16 protein-coding genes are annotated in these 20,999 nt (G+C 71.3%); 11 read left to right on the forward strand and 5 right to left on the reverse strand.

Features of this window, described 5'->3' with window-relative positions:
* Positions 1-3 precede the first annotated feature (3 nt).
* From xseA to RAH40_RS20735, 6 genes are all read left to right on the forward strand, one after another.
* The gene (gene xseA / locus RAH40_RS20710) at positions 4-1,314 is read left to right on the forward strand and encodes an exodeoxyribonuclease VII large subunit (protein WP_306599533.1); all 1,311 of its coding nucleotides are present in this window, start codon (positions 4-6) and stop codon (positions 1,312-1,314) included.
* A gap of 49 nt (positions 1,315-1,363) precedes the next feature.
* Positions 1,364-2,047, forward strand: a complete 684-nt coding sequence (locus RAH40_RS20715) for a TetR/AcrR family transcriptional regulator (RefSeq protein ID WP_306599534.1) — start codon at positions 1,364-1,366, stop codon at positions 2,045-2,047.
* Positions 2,044-3,066, forward strand: coding sequence for an HlyD family secretion protein (locus RAH40_RS20720; protein ID WP_306599535.1), 1,023 nt, complete (start codon positions 2,044-2,046; stop codon positions 3,064-3,066). Before RAH40_RS20715 ends, RAH40_RS20720 begins: the two co-directional genes overlap by 4 nt.
* A complete protein-coding gene (locus RAH40_RS20725) occupies positions 3,063-4,088 on the forward strand; it encodes an ABC transporter ATP-binding protein (RefSeq protein ID WP_306599536.1) in 1,026 nt (341 codons plus the stop codon). Before RAH40_RS20720 ends, RAH40_RS20725 begins: the two co-directional genes overlap by 4 nt.
* On the forward strand, positions 4,085-5,197 hold the full coding sequence (locus RAH40_RS20730) for an ABC transporter permease (protein WP_306599537.1): 1,113 nt from the start codon (positions 4,085-4,087) through the stop codon (positions 5,195-5,197). Before RAH40_RS20725 ends, RAH40_RS20730 begins: the two co-directional genes overlap by 4 nt.
* A gap of 78 nt (positions 5,198-5,275) precedes the next feature.
* Positions 5,276-6,052 carry a GDSL-type esterase/lipase family protein gene (locus tag RAH40_RS20735; protein WP_306599538.1) on the forward strand — a complete coding sequence of 259 codons (777 nt, stop codon included), beginning with the start codon at positions 5,276-5,278 and terminating at the stop codon, positions 6,050-6,052.
* Between the two features lie 44 nt (positions 6,053-6,096).
* On the opposite strand, the gene RAH40_RS20740 is transcribed toward RAH40_RS20735, so the two are convergent.
* From RAH40_RS20740 to fabG, 3 genes are all read right to left on the reverse strand, one after another.
* Positions 6,097-6,645, reverse strand: a complete 549-nt coding sequence (locus RAH40_RS20740) for a 4'-phosphopantetheinyl transferase superfamily protein (RefSeq protein WP_306599539.1) — start codon at positions 6,643-6,645, stop codon at positions 6,097-6,099.
* Entirely contained in the window at positions 6,642-10,553 is a 3,912-nt protein-coding gene (locus RAH40_RS20745) for a Pls/PosA family non-ribosomal peptide synthetase (protein ID WP_306599540.1), read from the reverse strand. Before RAH40_RS20745 ends, RAH40_RS20740 begins: the two co-directional genes overlap by 4 nt.
* Positions 10,554-10,616: 63 nt before the next feature.
* On the reverse strand, positions 10,617-11,369 hold the full coding sequence (gene fabG / locus RAH40_RS20750; protein WP_306599541.1) for a 3-oxoacyl-[acyl-carrier-protein] reductase: 753 nt from the start codon (positions 11,367-11,369) through the stop codon (positions 10,617-10,619).
* 91 nt (positions 11,370-11,460) lie between these two features.
* Between fabG and RAH40_RS20755 the strand changes: the two genes are divergently transcribed.
* A complete protein-coding gene (locus RAH40_RS20755; protein WP_306599542.1) occupies positions 11,461-12,792 on the forward strand; it encodes a M28 family peptidase in 1,332 nt (443 codons plus the stop codon).
* A gap of 57 nt (positions 12,793-12,849) precedes the next feature.
* On the forward strand, positions 12,850-13,395 hold the full coding sequence (locus RAH40_RS20760; protein WP_306599543.1) for a DUF4136 domain-containing protein: 546 nt from the start codon (positions 12,850-12,852) through the stop codon (positions 13,393-13,395).
* On the opposite strand, the gene RAH40_RS20765 is transcribed toward RAH40_RS20760, so the two are convergent.
* The gene (locus RAH40_RS20765; RefSeq protein WP_306599544.1) at positions 13,379-14,314 is read right to left on the reverse strand and encodes a hypothetical protein; all 936 of its coding nucleotides are present in this window, start codon (positions 14,312-14,314) and stop codon (positions 13,379-13,381) included. The genes RAH40_RS20760 and RAH40_RS20765 overlap by 17 nt on opposite strands.
* 122 nt (positions 14,315-14,436) lie before the next feature.
* Between RAH40_RS20765 and RAH40_RS20770 the strand changes: the two genes are divergently transcribed.
* Both RAH40_RS20770 and RAH40_RS20775 read left to right on the forward strand, forming a co-directional pair.
* Positions 14,437-16,068, forward strand: a complete 1,632-nt coding sequence (locus tag RAH40_RS20770; protein WP_306599545.1) for a dipeptidase — start codon at positions 14,437-14,439, stop codon at positions 16,066-16,068.
* Positions 16,069-16,159: 91 nt separating this feature from the next.
* Positions 16,160-18,412, forward strand: coding sequence for a S41 family peptidase (locus tag RAH40_RS20775; protein WP_306599546.1), 2,253 nt, complete (start codon positions 16,160-16,162; stop codon positions 18,410-18,412).
* A gap of 71 nt (positions 18,413-18,483) precedes the next feature.
* On the opposite strand, the gene RAH40_RS20780 is transcribed toward RAH40_RS20775, so the two are convergent.
* Positions 18,484-18,963 carry a nuclear transport factor 2 family protein gene (locus tag RAH40_RS20780; protein WP_306599547.1) on the reverse strand — a complete coding sequence of 160 codons (480 nt, stop codon included), beginning with the start codon at positions 18,961-18,963 and terminating at the stop codon, positions 18,484-18,486.
* A 246-nt stretch (positions 18,964-19,209) separates the two neighbouring features.
* Here RAH40_RS20780 and RAH40_RS20785 point away from each other — a divergent pair, with 246 nt between their 5' ends.
* The gene (locus RAH40_RS20785) at positions 19,210-20,985 is read left to right on the forward strand and encodes a M1 family metallopeptidase (protein ID WP_306599548.1); all 1,776 of its coding nucleotides are present in this window, start codon (positions 19,210-19,212) and stop codon (positions 20,983-20,985) included.
* Positions 20,986-20,999 lie beyond the last annotated feature (14 nt).

Genomic DNA, 20,999 nt, shown 5'->3' on the forward strand with positions numbered 1-20,999 from the left:
CCCTTGGACGCGCCGCTCTCCGTCAAACGGCTGCTTGAGCAGATCAAGACGCGGATCGAGCCCCCCTTCGCCGCCGTGTGCGTGGCCGGGGAGGTCTCCAACGCCCGCACCTCGGGGCGCCACTGGTACTTCACCCTCAAGGAGGAGGGCGCGGCGCTCTCCTGCGCGGTGTGGGCCAGCCAGCAGCGCTTCCTGAAGGCCGCGCCCAGGGACGGCGACCGCGTGGTGGTCAAGGGCTCCCTGAACCTCTACGTGGCCGGGGGCACCCTCTCCCTGGCCGTCACCCACTGCGAGCCCGCCGGCAAGGGCGACCTCCAGGCCCGGCTGCGCCAGCTGGAGGCCGACCTGCGCGCCCAGGGCGTCTTCGACCGGCCCCGGCGCCCCCTGCCGGCCTCCCCCCGGAAGCTGGGCATCGTGGCCGCCCTGGGCGGCGCGGCCCTGCGGGACGTCCTGGAGGTGACCCTGCGCCGGGCCCCCGGGGTGGACCTGCTCATCGCCCCCGCCGCGGCCCAGGGGGACCGCTCGGTGCCGGAGAACCTCCTCGCCCTGCAGGAGATCCAGGACGCCTTCTGGGGCTGCGACGCCATCCTCATGGTGCGGGGCGGCGGCAGCCTGGAGGACCTTTGGTCCTTCAACGACCCAGACCTGGTGAAGGCCGTGGCCGCGTGCCGGCTGCCCATCGTCACCGGCGTGGGGCACGAGATCGACACCACCCTGGTGGACCTGGCCGCGGACCGCCGCGCCGCCACGCCCAGCCAGGCCGCGGAATTGGCAACTCCCGACCGCGCGGCGCTGGCCAGCGAGCTGCGCCGACGCACCGAGGCCCTGGTGGCGCGCATGGCCTGGCGCCTGCGGGGCCTGGAGAGCACCCTGAACCTCCTCTCGGACAGCCGGGGCATGCATGCGGTTCCGGATCGCCTCCAGCGCGCCGGGGAACGCCTCGCGGCCCTCCACCACCGCCTCCAGCTGGCCGGCACCGGCGCCTTCCCCCGGTTCCAGGCCCTGGTCCAGCGCCTCCACCTGGCCCATCCCCAGCGGCGCCTGGACAAGGCCGGGGCCCGCCTGGACCTCCTGCGCCAGCGCCTCGCCCCCGCCGCCGACGGCGGCCTGCGCCGGCGCGCCCACCGCCTGGAGGTCCTGGGGGCCCGGCTCGGGCCCATGGATCCCCGGGGGCCCCTGGAGCGGGGCTTCGTGCTGGTCAAGGATGCCCGGGGGCGGGTCGTCACCCGCGCCGCCCAGGCCGGGCCGAAGGCCCAGGTGGAGCTGCAGTGGCAGGACGGGGTGCGGGGGGCGGAACTGGACCCTGGCCCTTGACAACTTGATCGGATGGTTTAACCATATGGTTTAACTTTTTGGTTAACCCATGTCCGCCCCCCGTACCGATGCCACCCGCAGCGCCATCCTGAAGGCCGCCATGGCGGAATTCGCCCGGGAAGGGGAGGCCGGGGCCCGCACCGAGGCCATCGCCAAGGCCGCCGGCTTGAACAAGGCCTTGATCCACTATTATTTTGGAACCAAGGAAGGACTCTACGGCGCCGTGCTGGACGAGGTCTTCACCGGGCTGGTGGAGAGCTTCCTCAGGAACCTCCAGGGGCCGGGGACCCCGGGGGAGCGGCTGCTGCGGCACTTCCTGGCCCACTTCGACCACCTGGCTTCGGCGGGGGCCTTCACGCGGCTCCTGGGGCACGAGATGATGCGGGCCCGGTCGGGCCAGGCCACCCGGATCTCGCGCATCGTCGACATCGCCTTCCGGCCCCTGCACGCCGCCCTGGCCGCGGTGCTGGACGAGGGCGCCCGCAGCGGCGAGCTGCGGCCCCTGGACCCGGAGCCCGTCCTCGTCTCCCTCACGGGGGCGAACACGTTCTACTTCATTTCCGCGCCCATCTACCGGGAGATCACCGGGGAGGACCCGCGGGACCCGGCGCGGCTGGCCCGGCAGCGGGAAGCGCTGCTGGACTTCGCCGCGAGCATCCTCTTCTCCGAACCCTCCCAGGGCCGCCTCGCGGCCGCCCGGATCCTGTCCGAACCTCGAGGTGAACAGCCGTGAATCCCCGCTACCGCATCTTCGCGCTCCTGGGAGCGCTCCTCCTGGTGGCCCTGGGCTACTTCTACGCCACCACCGACCACTCCCCGGACCTGGCGCTCATGGGCACCGTGGACGCCAACCAGGTGGTGGTCAGCGCCCAGATCCTGGGCCGCATCGAGAAGCTGGCCGTCACCGAGGGCCAGGACGTCAAGGCCGGCGACCTCGTCGCCCTCCTCGACCCGGGCGAGCTGGCAGCGGCCAAGGGCGCCTCCGAGGCCCAGTACGGCGCCATGAAGGCCACGGCCGAGAGCACCCGGGGGGATACGGACCAGGCTGTGGCCAGCGCCCGCGCCTCGCGCAGCGCCGCCGCCGCCAGCCTCGCCGAGGCTGCGGCCAACCGCGAGAACCAGGAGAACCTGACCCGGCGCACCGTGGCCCTGGCCGGCCAGGGGATCCTCAGCGCGCAGGACCGGGACTCGGCCGTGCAGGCCCTCAAGGCCGCCCTGGCCCGGGAGCATGCGGCCCGCGAACAGGCCGCGGCCGCCGAGGCCGCCCTCGGGGCCGCCCAGGCCCGCACCCGCCAGGCGGTGGCGGCCGCGGAGAACGCGGCCTCCGCCCGTGCCCAGGATTCCCTGGCCGGGGCGCGCCTGGGCTACACCCGCATCGTGGCCCCCGTGTCCGGGAAGGTGGGGATCTGGGCGGCCCGGCAGGGCGAAGTGGTCGCCGCGGGCGCGCCCATCGTGACCATCGTGGACCTGGGTCAGACCTGGGTCTACGCGGCCGTGGCCGAGACCGAGGCCGACGCCGTGCAGCTGGGGGACGCCCTGAAGGTGCGCATGCCGGGCGGGGCCCTGGTGCAGGGGACCGTGCTCCTGAAGGCCGCCGAGGGCGACTTCGCCACCCAGCGGGACGTGAGCCGGCGCAAGCGCGACATCAAGACCATCCGCATCAAGCTCCTCATTCCCAACCCCGGGGAGCGCTACGTGCCCGGCATGACCGCCGAGGTGCTGGTTCCCAAGGCCAGGCTGGTGCGCCGGTGAAGCCGAATCCCGACAAGGACCTGTCCGGGGCGGCCATCCGGGTGGAGAACGTCGTCAAGCGCTTCGGCGACTTCGAGGCCGTCAGGGGCATCAGCCTGGACGTGCGCCCCGGCGAGACCTTCGGGCTCCTGGGCCCCAACGGGGCCGGGAAGAGCACCCTCATCCGCATGATGACGACCCTCATCCCCATCACCTCGGGCCGCGCCTGGATCGAGGGCCACGACGTGGCCGGGGAGGCCGACGCCGCGCGGCACTGCATGGGCGTCATCCCCCAGGCCCTCACCAGCGACATCAACCTGACCGTGGAGGAGAACCTCTCCATCTACGCCAAGCTCTACAACGTGCCCCGGGCCGAGCGGCGCGCCAACATCGAGGAGCTCCTGGAGGCGGTGGACCTGGTGAAGTGGCGGGACGCCGAGACCAAGACGCTTTCCGGAGGCATGCGCCGGCGCCTGGAGATCGCCCGCGGCCTGGTGCACAACCCCCGCATCTTCTTCCTCGACGAGCCCACCACCGGCCTCGACCCCGTGTCCCGGGTGGCGGTGTGGGAGATGCTCAACAAGCTCAAGGCCCGCAAGCAGCTCACCATCCTCATCACCACCCACTACATGGACGAGGCGGACCGCCTCTGCGACCGCATCGCCATCGTGGACCACGGAAGGCTCGTGGCCCTGGACACGCCGGCGAAGCTCAAGCAGAGCGTGCCCGGGAACAACGTGATCGAGGCCCAGTTCCAGGAGCCGCCGGAGGACTGGGAGGCCCGGCTGGGCGCCCTCGGGGAGGTCACCAGCGTCCAGGCCGAGGGCGCCGGGATGTTCCGGGTGCTCACCACCAACGGCTCCCGCACCACCACCGAACTGGTGGAGCTGGCCGTGCGCAACGGCATCGCCATCCGCACCCTCACGGTGCAGAACACCACCCTGGACGACGTCTTCGTGCACTACACGGGCCGCCAGCTGCGGGACACCCAGGTCAAGACCTACACGGCCTTCCTGCCGCCCAGGCCGGGGATGCAGCCATGACGCGCCTGCTCGCAATCGTCGAACGGGAGCTGCGCAAGTTCTTCCGCTCCCCCTCGCTCATGCTCACCGCCATGGTGTTCCCCCTCATCCAGCTGGTGATCCTCGGCAACGCCTTCGGCGGCAAGATCACCGACGCCCGGGTGGGCGTGGTGGACTACGACGGCGGCCCCCAGGCCCTGCGGGTCCACGAGGCCTTCGATTCCGTGGCCGCCAACATCCGCACCTTCCGCACCATCCCCTACGACAGCGACAAGCGGGCCCAGGAGGACGTGCGCTCCGGGCGCCTGGACGCGGCCGTGGTCATCCCCCCGCAGTACTCGCGCAGGGTGCTCAACGGGGAGAACCCCGCCATCGGGTTCGTGGTGGACAACTCAGACCAGTTCCTCAGCGGGAGCCTCACCGCGGAGATGCAGGCCCTGACCGAATCGCTGAACCGTCCCAGGGTGGACCAGCGGGTGGTGAACTCCGTGGCGCTTCGCATCGTGGAGCTGTATCCCTTCGTCGAGTACATGAAATACCTGCTCCCGGGCTCGATCACCCTGGCCATGTTCGTCTCCGTCATGATCGGCGGCGGCATGCTCTACATCGACGACAAGGCCCGGGGCGTGCACGAGGGCTTCCTGGTCACGCCGATCACCAAGCTGGAACTGGTCCTGGGCCTGGTGGCCTCGGGGGCGATCAAGGCGATCCTGGCGGGGTTCGTGCTGACCATCCTGGGCAGCCTCATCGCGGGGATGGACGTCATCTTCCACCCCGCGCTCCTGCTGCAGCTGCTGCTGATGATCGTGGCGACGTCCTTCGCCTTCAACGCCCTGATGTTCCTCCTGATGGTGCGGGTGGAGGACCCCCTGGTGCCCCGGGCGATGTTCGGCATCCTGAACACGCTCCTCTACTTCCCCAGCGGCGCCATCTACCCCATCGCGGCCTTCCCCGCCTGGCTGCGGGCCATCGCCAGGGTGGATCCCTTCACCTACGCGGTGCACGGGTTCAAGGCCGTGCTCCTGAAGGACGCGGGCTTCGCGGCGCTGGCGCCGGACCTGGCCTACCTGGGCCTCATCGGAACGCTGGCGCTGGTGCTCGCGACCCGGCTCTTCAAGCGGACCCTCTAGCCGGTTCCTCACGGATCAGTGTGAAGACCTCGAACCACCCTCACGATGACACCGCCAACGCCCCTGCCCGGAGTCCCCATGCCGAACTGGCGTACCCTCACGTGCCTGGCCGCCCTCGCGGCCCCCTCCCTCTCCGGCCAGGCGCCTCCCCCGGACCCCGCCGACACCCTGGCCACGGCGAGACGCCACCTCCAGGAATGGCGCAGGTCCATCCAGGCCGAGCTGATGGATGACTGGGGCCAGCTGGCGCGCTACCGGGACGCCAACGCCAGGCTCAAGGCGCCCCGCCCCGGGGAGGACCGCGTGGTGTTCCTGGGCGACTCCATCACGGACATATGGGACCTGGCGGCGAGCTTTCCAGGGCGGCCCTACGTGAACCGCGGCATCAGCGGACAGACCACGGGCCAGATGCTCCTGCGCTTTCGCCAGGACGTGGTGGCCCTGCACCCCCGTGCGGTCGTCATCCTCGCGGGGACCAACGACATCGCCGGAAACACGGGTCCCATCGCCCTCGAGGACATCGAGGCCAATCTCGCCTCCATGGCCGACCTGGCCGTGGCCAACGGGATCCGCCCCGTCCTTTGCACCGTCCTGCCCGTCCACAACGACACCGAGGCCTCCCGGGACTACTTCGTCACGCGGCCCCTGGACCGCATCCAGGCCCTGGACCGGTGGATCCGGTCCCACTGCGAGCACAAGCACCTGGAGCTGGCGGATCTCCATGCGGCCACCGTGGACGGCCGCGGCCAGCTCAAGCGCGCCCTGGCCGACGACGGGCTCCACCCGAACGCCGCGGGCTACGCCGTCGTGGCGCCCCTGGTGGAAGCCGCCCTGCGCAGGGCCCTGGCCCGCTGAGGGGACAGGGCGCCGGCGGCCGGTGCATCCGCGCGCCGGCGAAGTCACTCTCCCCACGCGAGGGCAAGGATCAGCCCTTCCGCCAGCCCCCCTCCGTCCGACACGTGCACGTGCCAGCCCTCCGGCGGGGATGGGCACCCCAGGACGCGGGACGGCCTGAGGCCCTCCCCGTCGGGCTCCAGCTCCACCGCCCCGGGATCCAGGGAGAGGCCCATGCCCAGGGCCTTCAGGAGCGCCTCCCGGCAGGCCCACACCTGGAAGAGCCGCCGGCGCCTGGACGCCTCGGGCACGCTTTCCAGCCAGGCCCGCTCCCCGGGGGACGCGAGATCCAGGAGGCCCCGGGTGGGGATCCCGGAGCGGGGATCCACCAGGTCCACCCCCACCCGCCCCGTGAGCCGCAGGGCCACGGCGGCCACCGCGCCGCAGCGGCCGAGGCTGACCTGCACCGGGACCCCGCCGGCCTCGGCCCGGGGCCGGCCGTGGGCGTCGTGGCCGGAGAAGGCCGCGGGGACGGCCAGACCCAGCTCCCGGGCGAGCCCGGGCAGGGCGGCGGCCTCGGAAAAGGCGGGGGTGCACGCGAAGGCGGGCCTCACCCGACCCTCCGCGCGGGGCTGCCGTGCCAGCGGCTGCCCGCGGGCAGGACCTCGCCCTTCATCAGAAGGGAGAGATCCCCCAGGTGCGAGCCGGGCTCCATGCGGGTGCCGTAGAGGACCACGGCGTCGGTGCCCACGGAACAGCCCGCGCCCAGGTCGATGGTGGACATCTTCATGACCCGGTCCTCGAAGAGGTGGGTCTGGATGGTGCAGTCCGGGCCCAGGCAGGCGCCGTCGCCGATGCGCACCAGGTCGAACTCCGTCATCCAGATGCTCTCCATGTGCACGCCCCGGCCGATGCGGGCGCCCAGGAGGCGGAAATAGAGGGGCAGAAGGGCGGTGCCCTGGCAGAGGTTCAGCAGCCAGGAGGCGGCCAGGTTCTCGTGGAGCGCCGACACCAGCTCGGTGCGCCACACGAAGCCGCACCAGAGGGGTTTCTCGCAGGGGCGGTAGCGGCCGATGAGGAGCCATTTCATGCCCACGGCGAACGCGCACGCCGCCACGCCCGCGGCGAAGTACAGGAACGGGAAGAGGAGGATCGCGGCCGCGATGCCGAAGCCCTCCTCCAGGAGGGTCAGCGTGGTGAGCATCAGGCAGGTGAGGAGGGCATAGGCCATGGCGGGCAGCGTCACCCGGAAGAACTCGATGCAGAGGCGCAGGGCCACCAGCCTCCGGCCGGGGGTGAAGGTCCGGTCGTCGCCGAACCCCTCGGCGTGGTGGCGCCTGGGGAGGTAGATGGCGGGGGAGCCCAGCCAGGAGGCGTCGACCCGCGCGGCCTCGGCGGGGTCCAGGGGCGGAACGGACAGGACGCCCACCAGGGCGAGGTCGCCCAGCGCCGTGCCCCCGGGCACGGCGGAACTGTTGCCCACGAAGGCGCGCCGGCCCACCCGGGTCGGCGCCAGGGTGACGCGGCCCAGGTCGTAGCGGGGCGTGCCCAGGGAGGCGGCGTCGGCGATGAAGGTCTCCTCCCCGATGTCCAGGAGGTCCGGCGTGGCCGCGCCCGCGGTGGAGATCTCGGCGCGCCGGCCGATCCTCGCGCCCAGGGCCCGGAACCAGGGGTTCAGGTAGAGGGTGGCGTAGAGGGGTCCCAGCAGGTCCAGGGAGACTTCCATCAGCTGGTCGACGAACCACTTCCGGAGGTAGTAGGCGGAGGTGAGGTCGTAGGTGCCGGCCCGCACCCTGCCGATGACCAGGCGCTTGACGCCGATGATGATCAGGGCCAGGAGCAGCACGTAGGAGATGGCCGCCAGGGGGACCGCCCACAGGTAGCCGAAGTACCCGGGGATGTCGACCCACAGCTCGTTCAGGAGCATCATGCCGGGAAGGATGGAGCACAGGAAGACCACCGGCACCATGAAGGCCGCCAGGCCCTGGGCCACCGCCATGGCCAGGATGCGGGGGCGCCCCGGCCGGGACGGGGCCAGGCCGGCGCGGTCGGGCCCCGGCAGGGGCAGGGCGGGGGAGCCCACCCAGTGCCGGTCGGCGGGGATGCGGCCGCCTTCGGGGAGCATGCTCAGGTCGCCCAGCTCCGAGCCGTCCTCCATGACCGTGCCCGGGGCCAGCACGGCCCGGGCGCCCACGCAGCAGCGGGAGCCGACCTTGATGGGGCCCAGGCGCAGGGCGCCGTCCTCGATGACGTAGGCTTCCAGCCGGGCCTCCACGCCGATGCAGGTGTCCGAGCCCACCTCGAGGAGGTCGAAGCCCCGGACGCAGTCCGTGGCGAAGTGGGTGTGCCGGCCCACCCGGGCCCCCATGAGGCGCAGGTAGGCGCGCATCCACGGCGTGCCCACCAGGTAGCCCGTGGGGGTCGCGGCCTGGATGCGGGTCGCCAGCCACCAGCGCAGGTGGTAGGCGCCCCAGAGCGGGTGGGTTCCCGCCCGCACCCGGCCCAGGAGGAGCCACTTGGCGGCGATGGACAGGAGGAACATGGCGGGGTTCAGGAGCAGGATGACTCCGGTGGCCGCGGCCAGGGCCGGGCCCCGGTCGTGGTCGTGGTCGATGAGCCAGCTGTAGGTGAGGTAGGGAGCCAGCCACTGGAGTCCGAAGTAGCCCAGGAGGGGGAAGAGCCCGGCGGCCTGGGCCCCCTGGCAGAGCCACCTTGCGAAGCGGGGCCTCGGGGCGGTCACGGCCGCCGGCGCCTGGGGTCCGGGGCTGCGGGCGTCCATTTCCCTCGCCAGGAGGCGCACCGTGGGGAAGGCGTACACGTCGGGCACGGAGAGCCCCAGGAAGTCGCCGGCCCTGCGCAGCTCGGAGACCATGACGGCCGCCAGCAGGGAGTGGCCCCCCAGGTCCGTGAAGAAGTCCTGGTCCAGGCCCACCGCGTCCAGCTGGAAGAGCCGGCCCCAGGCTTCGGCCAGGGCCCGCTCCCGGCTCGAGCCGGGGGCCTCCGGTGCCCGGGCGGCGGCGGCCCGGGGCGGGGGCGCCGGCAGGGCCTTGCGGTCGAGCTTGCCGCTGGGCAGGGTGGGCAGGGCCTCCAGGGCGACGATGCGGGCCGGGATCATGTAGGGGGGGAGGGTCCTGCGCAGGGCGGCCCGGAGCCCGTCCTCGTCGGCCGGGCCCGGGACCACGTAGCCCACGAGCTGGTCGGGCCCGTCCCCGCCCAGCACCGCCGCGGCCGCCGCCAGCACGCCGGGCGCGGCGCGCAGGGCGGCCTCGATCTCGCCCAGCTCAACCCGGAAGCCGCGGAGCTTGACCTGGTCGTCGAAGCGCCCCAGGAACACCAGGTCGCCGTTGGCGTCCAGGCGCACCCTGTCGCCGGTGCGGTAGAGGCGCTCCGTGCCGGGGCCGTCCGCATAGGGGTTGGGCGGGAAGCGCTCCGCGGTGAGGTCCGGCAGGCCCAGGTAGCCGATGGCCAGGCCGATGCCCGAGAGGCACAGCTCCCCTTCGTCCGCGGGGCCCAGCTCCCCGTCCAGGACGTAGGTCCGCATGTTGGGGATGGCCTTGCCGATGGTGACGGGCCGGTCCGGGGACAGATCGGTCCAGGTGGCGATGACGCAGGCCTCCGTGGGTCCGTAGGTGTTCACCATGCGCCGCGAGGTCGCCCAGCGCCGCACCAGGTCCCGGGGGCAGGCCTCGCCGCCCAGGATGAGGAGCCGCAGGGAAGGCACATCCTCGTCGAAGGTGCCCAGGAGGGTGGGGACGGTGGAGACCACCGTGACGCCCCGCTCCCTCAGCCAGGAGGGAAGGGCGGGGCCGCTCTTGACCACCGCGGCGCCCGCGGCCACCAGGGCCGCGCCCGCGTGCCAGGCCAGCCAGACCTCCTCCACCGAGGCGTCGAAGGCCAGGGAGAAGCCCTGGAAGACCCGGTCCTCGGCGGTCACCCCGAAGATCCGGCCTTCGGCGCGCACCAGGTTGCACACGGCGCGGTGCGCCACGGCCACACCCTTGGGGCGGCCCGTGGACCCGCTGGTGAAGATGGCGTAGCAGGGATCGGAGGGCCGCGCCCTCCGGGGGGGCCGGGTGGAGGGCAGCGCCGCCAGGGCCCCGGCCTCCTCCTCCAGGAGGACCGGCGTCCAGGGCCCTTCGGCGATCTGGGCGGCGGGGCCCATGGAGGTCACCAGGAGGCGGGCCCCGGAATCCAGGAGGATGGCCCGCACGCGGTCGGGGGGATAGTCCGGGTCCAGGGGCACGTAGGCCGCCCCGGCCTTGAGAACGGCCAGCAGGGCGGTGAGGGCCTCGGCTCCCCGGGGCAGGAGGAGGGCCACGTAGGTCCCGGGCCCCGCCCCCCGCTCCATGAGGAGGCGGGCGAGGCGGTTGGCCCGGGCGTCCAGCTCCCGGTAGGAGAGGCTGCGGCCCTCGAACTCCACGGCCGTGCGATCCCCCCACCGGTCCGCGGTGGCTTCGAAGAGTTCCGGGAGCAGCTCGTCCCTCACGAGATCCGGGGCGGCTGGCATCTGGGGGGTTGGCACAGCGGACCTCGGGGGCTGGGGGGCGTCCCTGGAGTGACCCGGCGAACCCTCCGGGCGTTTAGGCTAGGGCATCAACATGCCGCCGTTCACGCTGAGCACCTGGCCGGTCATGTACTCCGCCTCGTCGGAAGCCAGGAAGGAGACGGCGTTCGCGATGTCGGCGGGGGTGCCCATGCGGCCCAGGGGGATCTGGCGGTTGAACTCGGCCTTCACGTCCTCGGGGAGCTTGTCGGTCATGGCGGTGGCGATGTAGCCGGGGGCCACGGCGTTGCAGGTGATGTTGCGGCTCGCGAACTCCCGGGCCACGGTCTTGGTGAGGCCGATCAGGCCCGCCTTGGAGGCCACGTAGTTGCTCTGGCCGGCGTTGCCCATCTGGCCCACCACGGAGACGATGTTGATGATCCGGCCCCAGCGCTGCTTCATCATCGCCTTGGCCACGGCCTGGGTGGCCAGCCAGGAGCCCTTGAGGTTGATGTCGAGCACCAGCTCGAACTCCTCCTCCTTCATCTGGATCATCAGCTTGTCCTTGGTGATGCCGGCGTTGTTCACCAGGATGTGGAGGGCGCCGTGGCGCTCGAGGACGGTGGCGACGGCGGCGCGGATGCTCTCCCCGTCCCGCATGTCCAGGAGGACGTAGTCGGCCTGGCCGCCCTGGGCCTGGATGCCGGCGACGACCTGCTTGAGGTCCTCCTCGGTGGAGGGCAGGCTGGCGCACACGGCGAAGGCGCCCTGGCGGGCCAGATTCCGGGCGATGGTCTCGCCGATGCCCTGGCTGGCGCCGGTGATGAGGGCGATCTTGCCTTTGAGTTCGAACATGGGGACTCCGTAAACGATAGTTGGAAAGTCTAGCACCCGGGACCGGCCTTTGCTCAGAAGGCGTAGGATGGGAGGGACACCCGGAGCCCCCATGCGCCTCGCCCTGTATCTGCCCCTCGCCCTGGCCCTGGGCGCCCAGGTCCCGACCCCCCCCACGGCCAAGGACATGGCGGGCCACGTGGAGTCGGCCCGCCTGCGCCGGACCGTGGAACGGCTGGCGGCCTTCGGCACCCGGCATTCCCTCTCGAAGAGCTCCACCGAGGCCCATGGCATCGTCGCGGCCCGGAACTGGCTCATCGGCGAGACCCGGAACCTCGCCATGCTGCCGGGCTCCCGCCTCATCCCCTTCGAGGACCGCTTCGTCCAGGAGCCCGGGCCCCGGGTCCCCAAGGCCACCGAGATGGTCAACGTCGGGGTCCTGTTGCCGGCCCTGGATCCCTCCCGGGTGAAGGACGCCCTGGTGGTGTGCGGCCACTACGACAGCCGCGCCTCGGACGTCATGGACGCCGAGACCGACGCCCCCGGGGCCGTGGACAACGCCAGCGGCGTGGCGCTGACCCTGGAGATGGCCTACGTCATGGCCGCCGACCGCACCGCCATCAACATCTACTTCGTGGCCACCGCCGGCGAGGAGCAGGGCCTGCTGGGCGCGGCCCACCTGGCGAAACGGCTCAAGGCCGAGGGCGTCAACGTCATCGCCATGCTGGCCGCGGACACCGTGGGCAACACCTCCGGTCCCGGTGGCGCCAAGATCAACACCACCGTCCGCGTCTTCTCCGAGGGCGTGCCCACCGCGGAGACCGAGGCCCAGAAGCAGGCCCGGGAGTCCCTGGGCGGCGAGAACGACTCCCCGAGCCGGGAGTTCGCGCGGTACCTCAAACGGTTCGGGGAGCGCTTCGCGGACCAGCTGGAGATGAAGGTGATGCTGAGGCGGGACCGGGTGGGCCGGGGCGGCGACCATCTCGCCTTCAACCGGGAAGGGTTCCCCGCGGCCCGGGTCACCGAGACCCAGGAGAACTTCGACCGCCAGCACCAGAACCCCCGCATCGAGGGCGGGCGCACCTACGGGGACTCCCCGGCCTTTTTCGACCCGGGCTACTGCGCCAAGATCACCCGCGAGATGGTGGGCGCCTTCCACGGGCTGGCCCTGGCTCCCGAGGCACCGCGGGACGTCGTCCTCTCCGGCGCGGCGACGAACGACGCCCGGCTGAGCTGGGCCCCCGTCACCGACCCCCGCGTGGCCTCCATCGTGGTCTACCGGCGCAACGCCGACGGCGTGGTCTGGCAGGAAGGCATGCCCGTGCCCATCGGGAACAGCACGGTCCTGCCCGGCGTGGGCACGGACAACTACTTTTTCGCCGTGGCCACCCGGGACCGGGACGGCAACGAATCCCTGCCCGTCGCGCCTTCCCGGGCGCAGTGAATCAACGTTCAACCCGGGCCCCGCTCGCCTGGTCAAAGGCTCAACGAAAGGGATACCATGCGCGTCCTCCTTCCCTGCCTCGCGATCCTGGCCCTGTCCCTGGGGTGCGCGGGCCCCGAGCTTCACTTCGACTACGACGTCAAGGCCAACTACCAGGCCTATCACGCCTACGACTGGTACGCCGCCTCCAAGGCCGCCCCGGGGAACCCCCTCCTGGACAACCGGGTGCGGCGGGCCGTGGAGGCCGAACTGGCCCTGCGCGGCTTCAAGCGCGAGACCACGGCCGATCCCGAGTTCCTGGTCACCTACTACCCCGTCCTCACCGCCCGCGGGCGGTCCAGGGGCGCCTTCAGCATCGGCCTGGGCATGGGCGGGCCCGTGGGCCTGGGGCTGGGCCTCGCAGCTCCCCTGACGGCCCGGCCGTCCGGCCAGATCACGTCCATCGTATTGGAAATCAAAGACTTCAAGACCCAGCAGCTGGTCTGGAAGGCGGCTGCCGGGGAGGTCCTGGACGGATCCGAGACCCCCGAGGAAGCCGATGCCGCCGTCACGGACGCCGTGAAGAAGCTGCTGAAGCGCTTCCCCCCTACTTCAAACTCCTGATCCAGGCCGAGATGGGGGACAGGTCGGCCAGTGGCCTGTCGTCCCGGTAGCCCTCCAGGGCGCTGGCGCCGTCCAGCTCGGCCCGGGGACGGGGCTCAAGGCGGAAGGCGTGGTTCGCGTCGGGCACCTCGAGCACCGTCCCCTTGTAGGGGGCGGGGATCTGGGCCGGCTTCCAGGTCTGGACATCCTTCCCGCCCCAGGCCACCGCCACGGGAACCGCCACACGAGCGGCCATGGTCCAGGGGTCCAGGTCAAGGGTATCTCTGACAAAGGAAAGGGTTTCAGGGGCCATGAGGCCCTTGGCCAGCTGGGCCAGGGCGGGCAGGACGTCGGGGCCGGGAGCCGGGGTGGGGCGGCCGGTTCGGATGGCCTGGAAGACGGCCTGGAGGTAGGCGCGGTTGGGCGCGGCCTGGCTGGCCGGCAATTGGAGGGCGATCTGTTCGGCGAGGGCCTTGCCCATGGGCAGGCTCGGCATGGCCAGGAGGAGCAGGGCGTCGGCTTGCCGGGCCACCAGGAGGCTCAGGAGGGCGCCTTCCCCATGGCCCACCAGCAGGATCCGCCGGTTCCGGGCCTCGGGCAGGGCCCGGGCGGCGGCCACGGCGGCCTCGATGTCTCCGGACTGGGCGTCCAGGGAGGCGTTCAGCTTGGGGTCCCGGCTGAGGGCGATGCGCTTGTCGAAACGCAGGGAGCCCACCCCCTGGCCCTGGAGCCACTCCGCCAGGGCCCGGCCCGTGTGGGCGGGCAGCCGGGGCTGGCTCCAGTCCCGGTCCAGGGGGCCCGAATCGCCCACCAGCACCGCGAACCAGGGGCCTTCGGCCGGCAGGACGCTCCCCTTCAGGGGGAGCCCGTTGAATCCGGCGAAGGCCGCCTCCCGGGGGGCGGGGGCCTCCTGGACCTGGGCGGGGGGGAAAGGGATCATGGGCGCTCCTGGAACTTCAGTGCTAGCAGGGGTGTGATGGTTTCAACAAGCCGGAGGACATGCCTCGCTTTGTGATGCGGCATTGATATGATGGGGGCTTGTTCCCAACCGAAAGGACGCCCATGAAGTCCCTGTTCCGAACCCTGACGGCCGCTTCGGTGGTCCTGGTCTCCAGCCTCGCACAGCCCCTGGCGGCCTGCACCAACATCCTGGTCACCAAGGGGGCCAGCAAGGACGGCTCCACCATGATCACGTACGCCGCCGACAGCCACACCCTCTACGGCGAGCTGTACTTCAAGGCCGGCGCCCAGCACCTCCCCACCGAGCAGCGGGACATCGTGGAGTGGGACACGGGCAAGTTCCTGGGCCGCATCAAGGAGGCCCCCGTCACCTACAGCCGCGTGGGCAACATGAACGAGTTCCAGGTGGTCATCGGCGAGACCACCTTCGGCGGCCGCCAGGAGCTGCAGGTGCCCGCGGGCGTCGTGGACTACGGCAGCCTGATGTACATCGCCCTTGAGCGCTCGAAGACGGCCCGGGAGGCCGTGCAGGTCATGGGCGACCTGGTGGCCCAGTACGGCTACGCCAGCGAGGGCGAGTCCATCTCCGTGGGCGACCCCAACGAGGCCTGGATCTTCGAGATCATCGGCAAGGGCAAGGGCCAGAAGGGCGCCGTGTGGGTGGCCGTGAAGGTTCCCGACGGCACGATCTCGGCCCACGCCAACCACGCCCGAATCAGCCGCTTCCCCCTGAACGACCCCAGGACCTGCGTCTATTCCAAGGACGTCATCTCCTTCGCCCGGGACAAGGGCTACTTCAAGGGCGAGGACAAGGACTTCAGCTTCACCGACGTCTACGCCCCCGCCGATTTCGGCGCCCTGCGCTTCTGCGAGGCGCGGGTGTGGAGCGTCTTCAACCGCGCCGCCCCCTCCCTCAAGATCCCCATCGACATCGCCAAGGGCACCCCCGGCGCCAGGCCCATGCCCCTGTGCATCACCCCCGACCACAAGCTGAGCGTGCGCGACGTCATGGAGCTCATGCGGGACCACTACGAGGGCACCGAGCTGGACATGACCAAGGACGTGGGCGCGGGCCCCTACCACACCCCCTACCGCTGGCGGCCCATGGAGTGGAAGGTGGACGGCAAGCAGTACCTGCACGAGCGCGCCATCTCCACCCAGCAGACCGGCTGGTCCTACGTGAGCCAGTCCCGGTCCTGGCTGCCCGACGCCATCGGCGGCGTGCTGTGGTTCGGCATGGACGACACCTACTCCACCGTCTACGTGCCCATGTACTGCGCCATCAAGGCCGTGCCCAGGAGCTTCGCCGAGGGCACCGGGTCCTGGAACGAGTTCAGCTGGGACAGCGCCTTCTGGACCTTCAACTTCGTGGCCAACTACGCCTACAGCCGCTACGACGAGATGATCGTCGACGTGCAGAAGGTCCAGCGCGAGCTCGAGGGCGGCTTCCTGGCCCACCAGCCCGAGGTGGAGGCCCACGCCAAGGTCCTCTACCAGCAGTCTCCCGAACTGGCCAAGGCCTTCCTCACCGACTACTCCTGCCGCCAGGGCGACCTGGTCACCGCCCGCTGGCGCAAGCTGGGCGAGATGCTCATCTGGAAGTACCTGGACGGCAACGTGCGGGACGCCAAGGGCGAAGTGACCCACCCGGCCTACAACCCCGACTGGTACCGCACCATCGTCCGGGAGAAGGGCGACGCCATCCGGATCCCCGAGGAGAAGACGGGACACTGAGCGGCAGGCAAATAAGGGAGGGGGCCGGGAAACCGGCCCCTTCTTTTTCACACCTTGGGGGTAGGATGGTTCCATCCCACCGGGAGAACCCATGAAGCTGACCCTGCTCGGTCTCGCTCTTTCCGTGCCCGTACTGGCCCAGGCGCCGCAGCCGGCGCTGCTCAATCCCGCCTTCCTCGAAGGCGCCCCCGGCGAGATCCCCAAGGGCTGGTTCTTTCCCAAATCCGGCGCCGACGCGGGCTTCCATGCCGGGATCGAGGAGGACCCGGCCCTCCCCGGGGGGCGGTGCGTGGCGATCCGCCGGGAGACGGGCTCCGGGGCCTTCGGCAACCTGATGCAGGTGGTGGACGCGGGGCCCTTCCGGGGCAAGCGGATCCGGCTGCGCACCCGGATGAAGGTGGACCCGGGGACGGGGGGCGCGGGGCAGGCCTGGCTTCGGGTGGACCGGGAGGACGGGTCCATGGGGTTCTTCGACAACATGCAGGACAGGGCCGTGACCGCCACCGCGTGGACGGAGGGGACGATCGTGGGCGACGTGGCCCCGAACGCGAAGACCGTCAACCTCGGCGCCTTCTTCGTGGGCGGCCGCGGCGTCCTCCGGGTGGCGCCCTTCACCCTGGAGGTCCTGGGCGACACGCCGGTGGTACCCGCCCAGGCCGCCCGGGCCCTCACGGAGCGGGGCCTGGCGAACCTGGCGGCCTTCACCCGGGCCTTCGGCTACATCCGGTTCTTCCACCCCTCCGACGCGGCCGCCTCCGCGGACTGGGAGCGGATCGCCATCCTGGGAGCGCGCGCCGCGGAGGGCGCGACGTCCGCCACGGACCTGGCCTCGCGCCTCCAGAAGTTCTTCGGTCCCTGGGCCCCCACGGCGCGCTTCCTGCCCCCCGGCGCCGCGCCCGCGCCGGTGAGGGCCCCCTCCGGGGCCACCCAGGCGGTGCGGTGGGTCCACACGGGGTTCGGCCAGGGCGCGGGCCACGGCGTCTACCACAGCGAACGGCACTACCTGCCGCTGGCCCAGGCGAAGGCCCAGGGCTGGGAGGACCCGGCGCGGGGCCGGGTCCTGGCCCTGGGCGCCGGGGTCCGCCTCATGCTTCCCACGGTGTGCTACGCGGACGCCGGCGGGGCCACCTTCCGGGGCCCGGTCACCGCCGTTCCCAGGGCCCGCATGCCCGAACCCACGATGGGCGCGGGCGACGGCAACGACCGCGGCACGCGGCTGGGGGACGTGGCCCTGGCGTGGGGCGTGTTCCGCCACTTCTACCCCTACTTCGACGTGGCCGGAGGCTCCTGGGACGCCGAGCTGCCGCGTGCCCTGTCCGCGGCGGCGCTGGATCCGGACGCCGGGGCCTTCACCCGCACCCTGCGCCGGCTCACCGCGGCCCTCCAGGACGGACACATCCATGTCGAGGGACCCGGAAGGGACCAGGCCTGCCCCGCCCTGGCGCTGGAGATGATCGACGGCTGGCCCGTGGTGAAGGCCGCGGGGGAGGGCGCCAAGGCTGTCCCCGCGGGGAGCCGGATCCTCACCGTGGACGGGGAGCCCGCCGGCAGGCGCATCAAGCTCCTCGCCGAGGAGATCTCGTCGGCCTCCAACGGCTGGCTGGACCGCCAGGTGAGCCGGGAGTTCCTGGCCGGGCCCCACGGCCAGCCCGCCCGGATCACCTACGTCACGGCCGGAGGCGTGGCCGGGGAGGCCTCGCTCCCCCGTGACGCGAGCCCCTGGAACCTCCCCGCGGGCCCGTTGCCCCCCAAGGTGGGCGAGCTGCGTCCCGGCATCTGGTACGTGGACCTGGACCGGGCCACGGACCCGGAATTCCAGGCCGCCCTGCCCAGCCTGGCCGCGGCCAGGGGCGTGATCTTCGACCTGCGCGGCTACCCGAAGGTGCGCCCGGGCTTCCTCCAGCACCTCACGGACAAGCCCCTCGCCAGCGCCCGGTGGAACAAGCCCGTCGTCACCCTCCCCGACGGCGAGGCCTGGACCTGGGACACCGGCGGCCGGTGGGACCTGGAGCCCAAGACCCCCCGCATAAAGGGCAAGGTGGTCTTCCTCACCGGGGGTGGGGCCATCAGTTACGCGGAGTCCTGCCTGGGCATCGTGGAGGCCTACAGGCTGGGCGAGATCGTGGGCGCCCCCACCGCCGGCACCAACGGCAACATCTGCGGCCTCACCCTCCCGGGCGGCTACCACCTGGCCTTCACCGGCATGAAGGTCCTCAAGCACGACGGCACCCGCCACCACGGGGTGGGCATCCTGCCCACGGTTCCCGTGCGGCCCACCCCGGAAGGGCTCGCAGCGGGCCGGGACGAGGTGCTGGAGAAGGGACTGGCCCTCATGGCCCCCTGACCACCTCGAAATCGCCAAACCCATGCCGCTTTGCATCACCCCCGGGCTACAACCCCGACTGGTACCGCACCCTAGTCCGGCATCGCGGTGATCTGGACATTGCACACCTTCCAGCGCCCGTCTTTCAGAACATAGGTATCGACATACCGGTAGTGGGATCGGAAAGGGGAGCCCTTGTAGGAGCCTGTCATATTGGTCCTTCCGCAAATCAAAGCGCAGGTTCCATAGATTCGAATATCCAGGTCTTCAACGGTGTAGGGATTGATGACCAGGTCGGCGGAGACGATCCCTTGGAGGAATGCCGTCTTATCTGAAATGACACCTTTGTTGCTGATGTGCCGGAAGTCTTCACTCATGTTGTCGGAAATGGCGGGCCGGTTCTTCAGAATGATGTCCTGGTCCCAGCGATCCGCTTGTTGCTTCAATAATGCTGCTACCGAGAGCGGGTCCGACGGCGAAACCCCATGGCGGCATGAAATCTGGGCGGGAATCAGGCTCAGCATCGCCAGGGCGGCGAATGAAATTCTTGATGACGGTTGCCAGGTTCTCAATTCCGACCTCCATGCCAGGTGGGTTCATGCGGGATTTGGAAGCATCCTAACTGGAAATCGGTGAACCGCCCCAACCCCAGCGACCGCATCTGGAGAAAACGGCCTCACCCACCCGGGGGCAGGCTCCCCTGCTACCTCGAAATGTGATCCACAAGCCGCCGTCCCCGGTGGATAATGACCGGACCCCTTGGAACTTCCGATCGCCCTCGCGAAAATCCAACTCCAGCCCTTCCACGAGGAACGTCCATGCCCCGCCTCGATCCCCATTCGTACTACGACGACCGCCAGCCCCGCACGGACCGTTGGCACCTGCGCTTCCTGGTGGACTTCGACCGCCGCGTCCTGAACGGCGAGGCCACGCTGGTGTTCAAGGCCCCCGCCGGGGGGACCCTGGACCTGGACACCAAGGGGCTGACCGTCTTCCGGGCCTGGGTGCCGGCCCTGGACCAGGACGTGCCCTTCGAACTGGGCGCGGAGGACCCCATCCTGGGGCGCCGCCTGCGCCTGGAGCTTCCACCGGGCACCGGGGCGGTGGTCCTCGCCTACGAGACGAGCCCCGAGGCCATCGGCCTCCAGTGGCTGGAGCCGGCCCAGACCGAGGGCGGCAGGCACCCCTTCCTCTTCAGCCAGTGCCAGGCGATCCACGCCCGCACCCTCGTGCCCTGCCAGGACTCGGCCTACGCCCGGGTCAGCTATGACGCCGAAGTGGTCGTGCCCGAGGGCCTTTCCGCGGTCATGTCCGCCGGGCCCGCCTGGGACGGCGCCGGCGAGGTGCCCGGCACGCGCGTGTTCCGCTTCTCCATGCCCCAGCCCATCCCCCCCTACCTCCTGGCCCTGGCCGTGGGCGAGCTGGAGAGCCGCGACCTGAGCCGGCGCGCCCGGGTGTGGGCGGAACCCGCCACGATCGAGAAGGCCGCCTGGGAATTCGCCGGCGTGGAGGACATGATCGTGCGCGCCGAGGGGCTCTTCGGGCCCTACGACTGGGACCGCTACGACATGCTCGTGCTGCCCCCCTCCTTCCCCTACGGCGGGATGGAGAATCCCCGGATGACCTTCCTCACCCCCACGCTCCTGGCCGGGGACCGCTCCCTGGTGGACGTGGTGGCCCATGAGCTGGCCCACAGCTGGACGGGGAACCTCGTCACCAACGCCACCGCCGAGCACTTCTGGCTCAACGAGGGCTTCACCGTCTGGGCCGAGCGCCGCATCCTCGAGGCCATCCGCGGGCCCGAAGCCGCCGCCATGGGCTGGGCCATCGGCCAGAAGGCCCTGGACGAATCCCTCGCGCGGTTCAAGGACCAGCCCGAACTCACCGTGCTCCGCACCCACCTCGAGGGCGTGGACCCCGACGACGCCTTCTCCAGCATCCCCTACGAGAAGGGCGCGCGCCTGGTGGCGCTGCTGGAGGCCGACCTCGGCCGGCCCGCCATGGACGCCTTCGTGCTGGCCTACATGAGGCGCTTCCGCTTCACCTCCATCACCACCGAGATGTTCTGCGCCTTCGCCGAGGAGGTCCACCCGGGGCTCCTGGCCAGGGTGGACGCCGACGCGTGGCTCCATCGGCCCGGCATGCCCGCCAACGCCCCCGTGTTCCGTTCCGCGGCCCTGGAGGCGCTGGAAGCCCTGGGCAAGGCCTGCGCCCGGCCGGAGAAGGCGGTCATGGACGCCTGGAGCCCCACCGAGCTGCTGGTCTACCTCCAGAACCTCCCCCGCGCCCTCCCCCAGGCCGACTGCGCCTGGCTGGACGGGACCCTGGGCCTCACCGGCCGGGGCAACTACGAGATCCTGGTGGAGTGGCTGACGATCGCCGCCGGTTCCGGCTACGAGCCGGCCTTCCCCCGCATCCGGGAGGTGCTCCTCCGGGTGGGCCGCATGAAGTACCTCCGGCCCCTCTACTCCGCGCTGGGCGCCACCCCCGCCACGCGCGCCCTGGCCAGGGAGATCTTCGCCCAGGCCTCCAAGGGCTACCACGGCCTTTCGCGCCGGGTCGTCCAGGGCGTCCTCGACAAGCATCCCGCCTGACCTTCCAAGGAGAA

Origin of the sequence: Geothrix sp. 21YS21S-2 (assembly GCF_030846775.1) — a bacterium.
GTDB lineage: Bacteria > Acidobacteriota > Holophagae > Holophagales > Holophagaceae > Mesoterricola.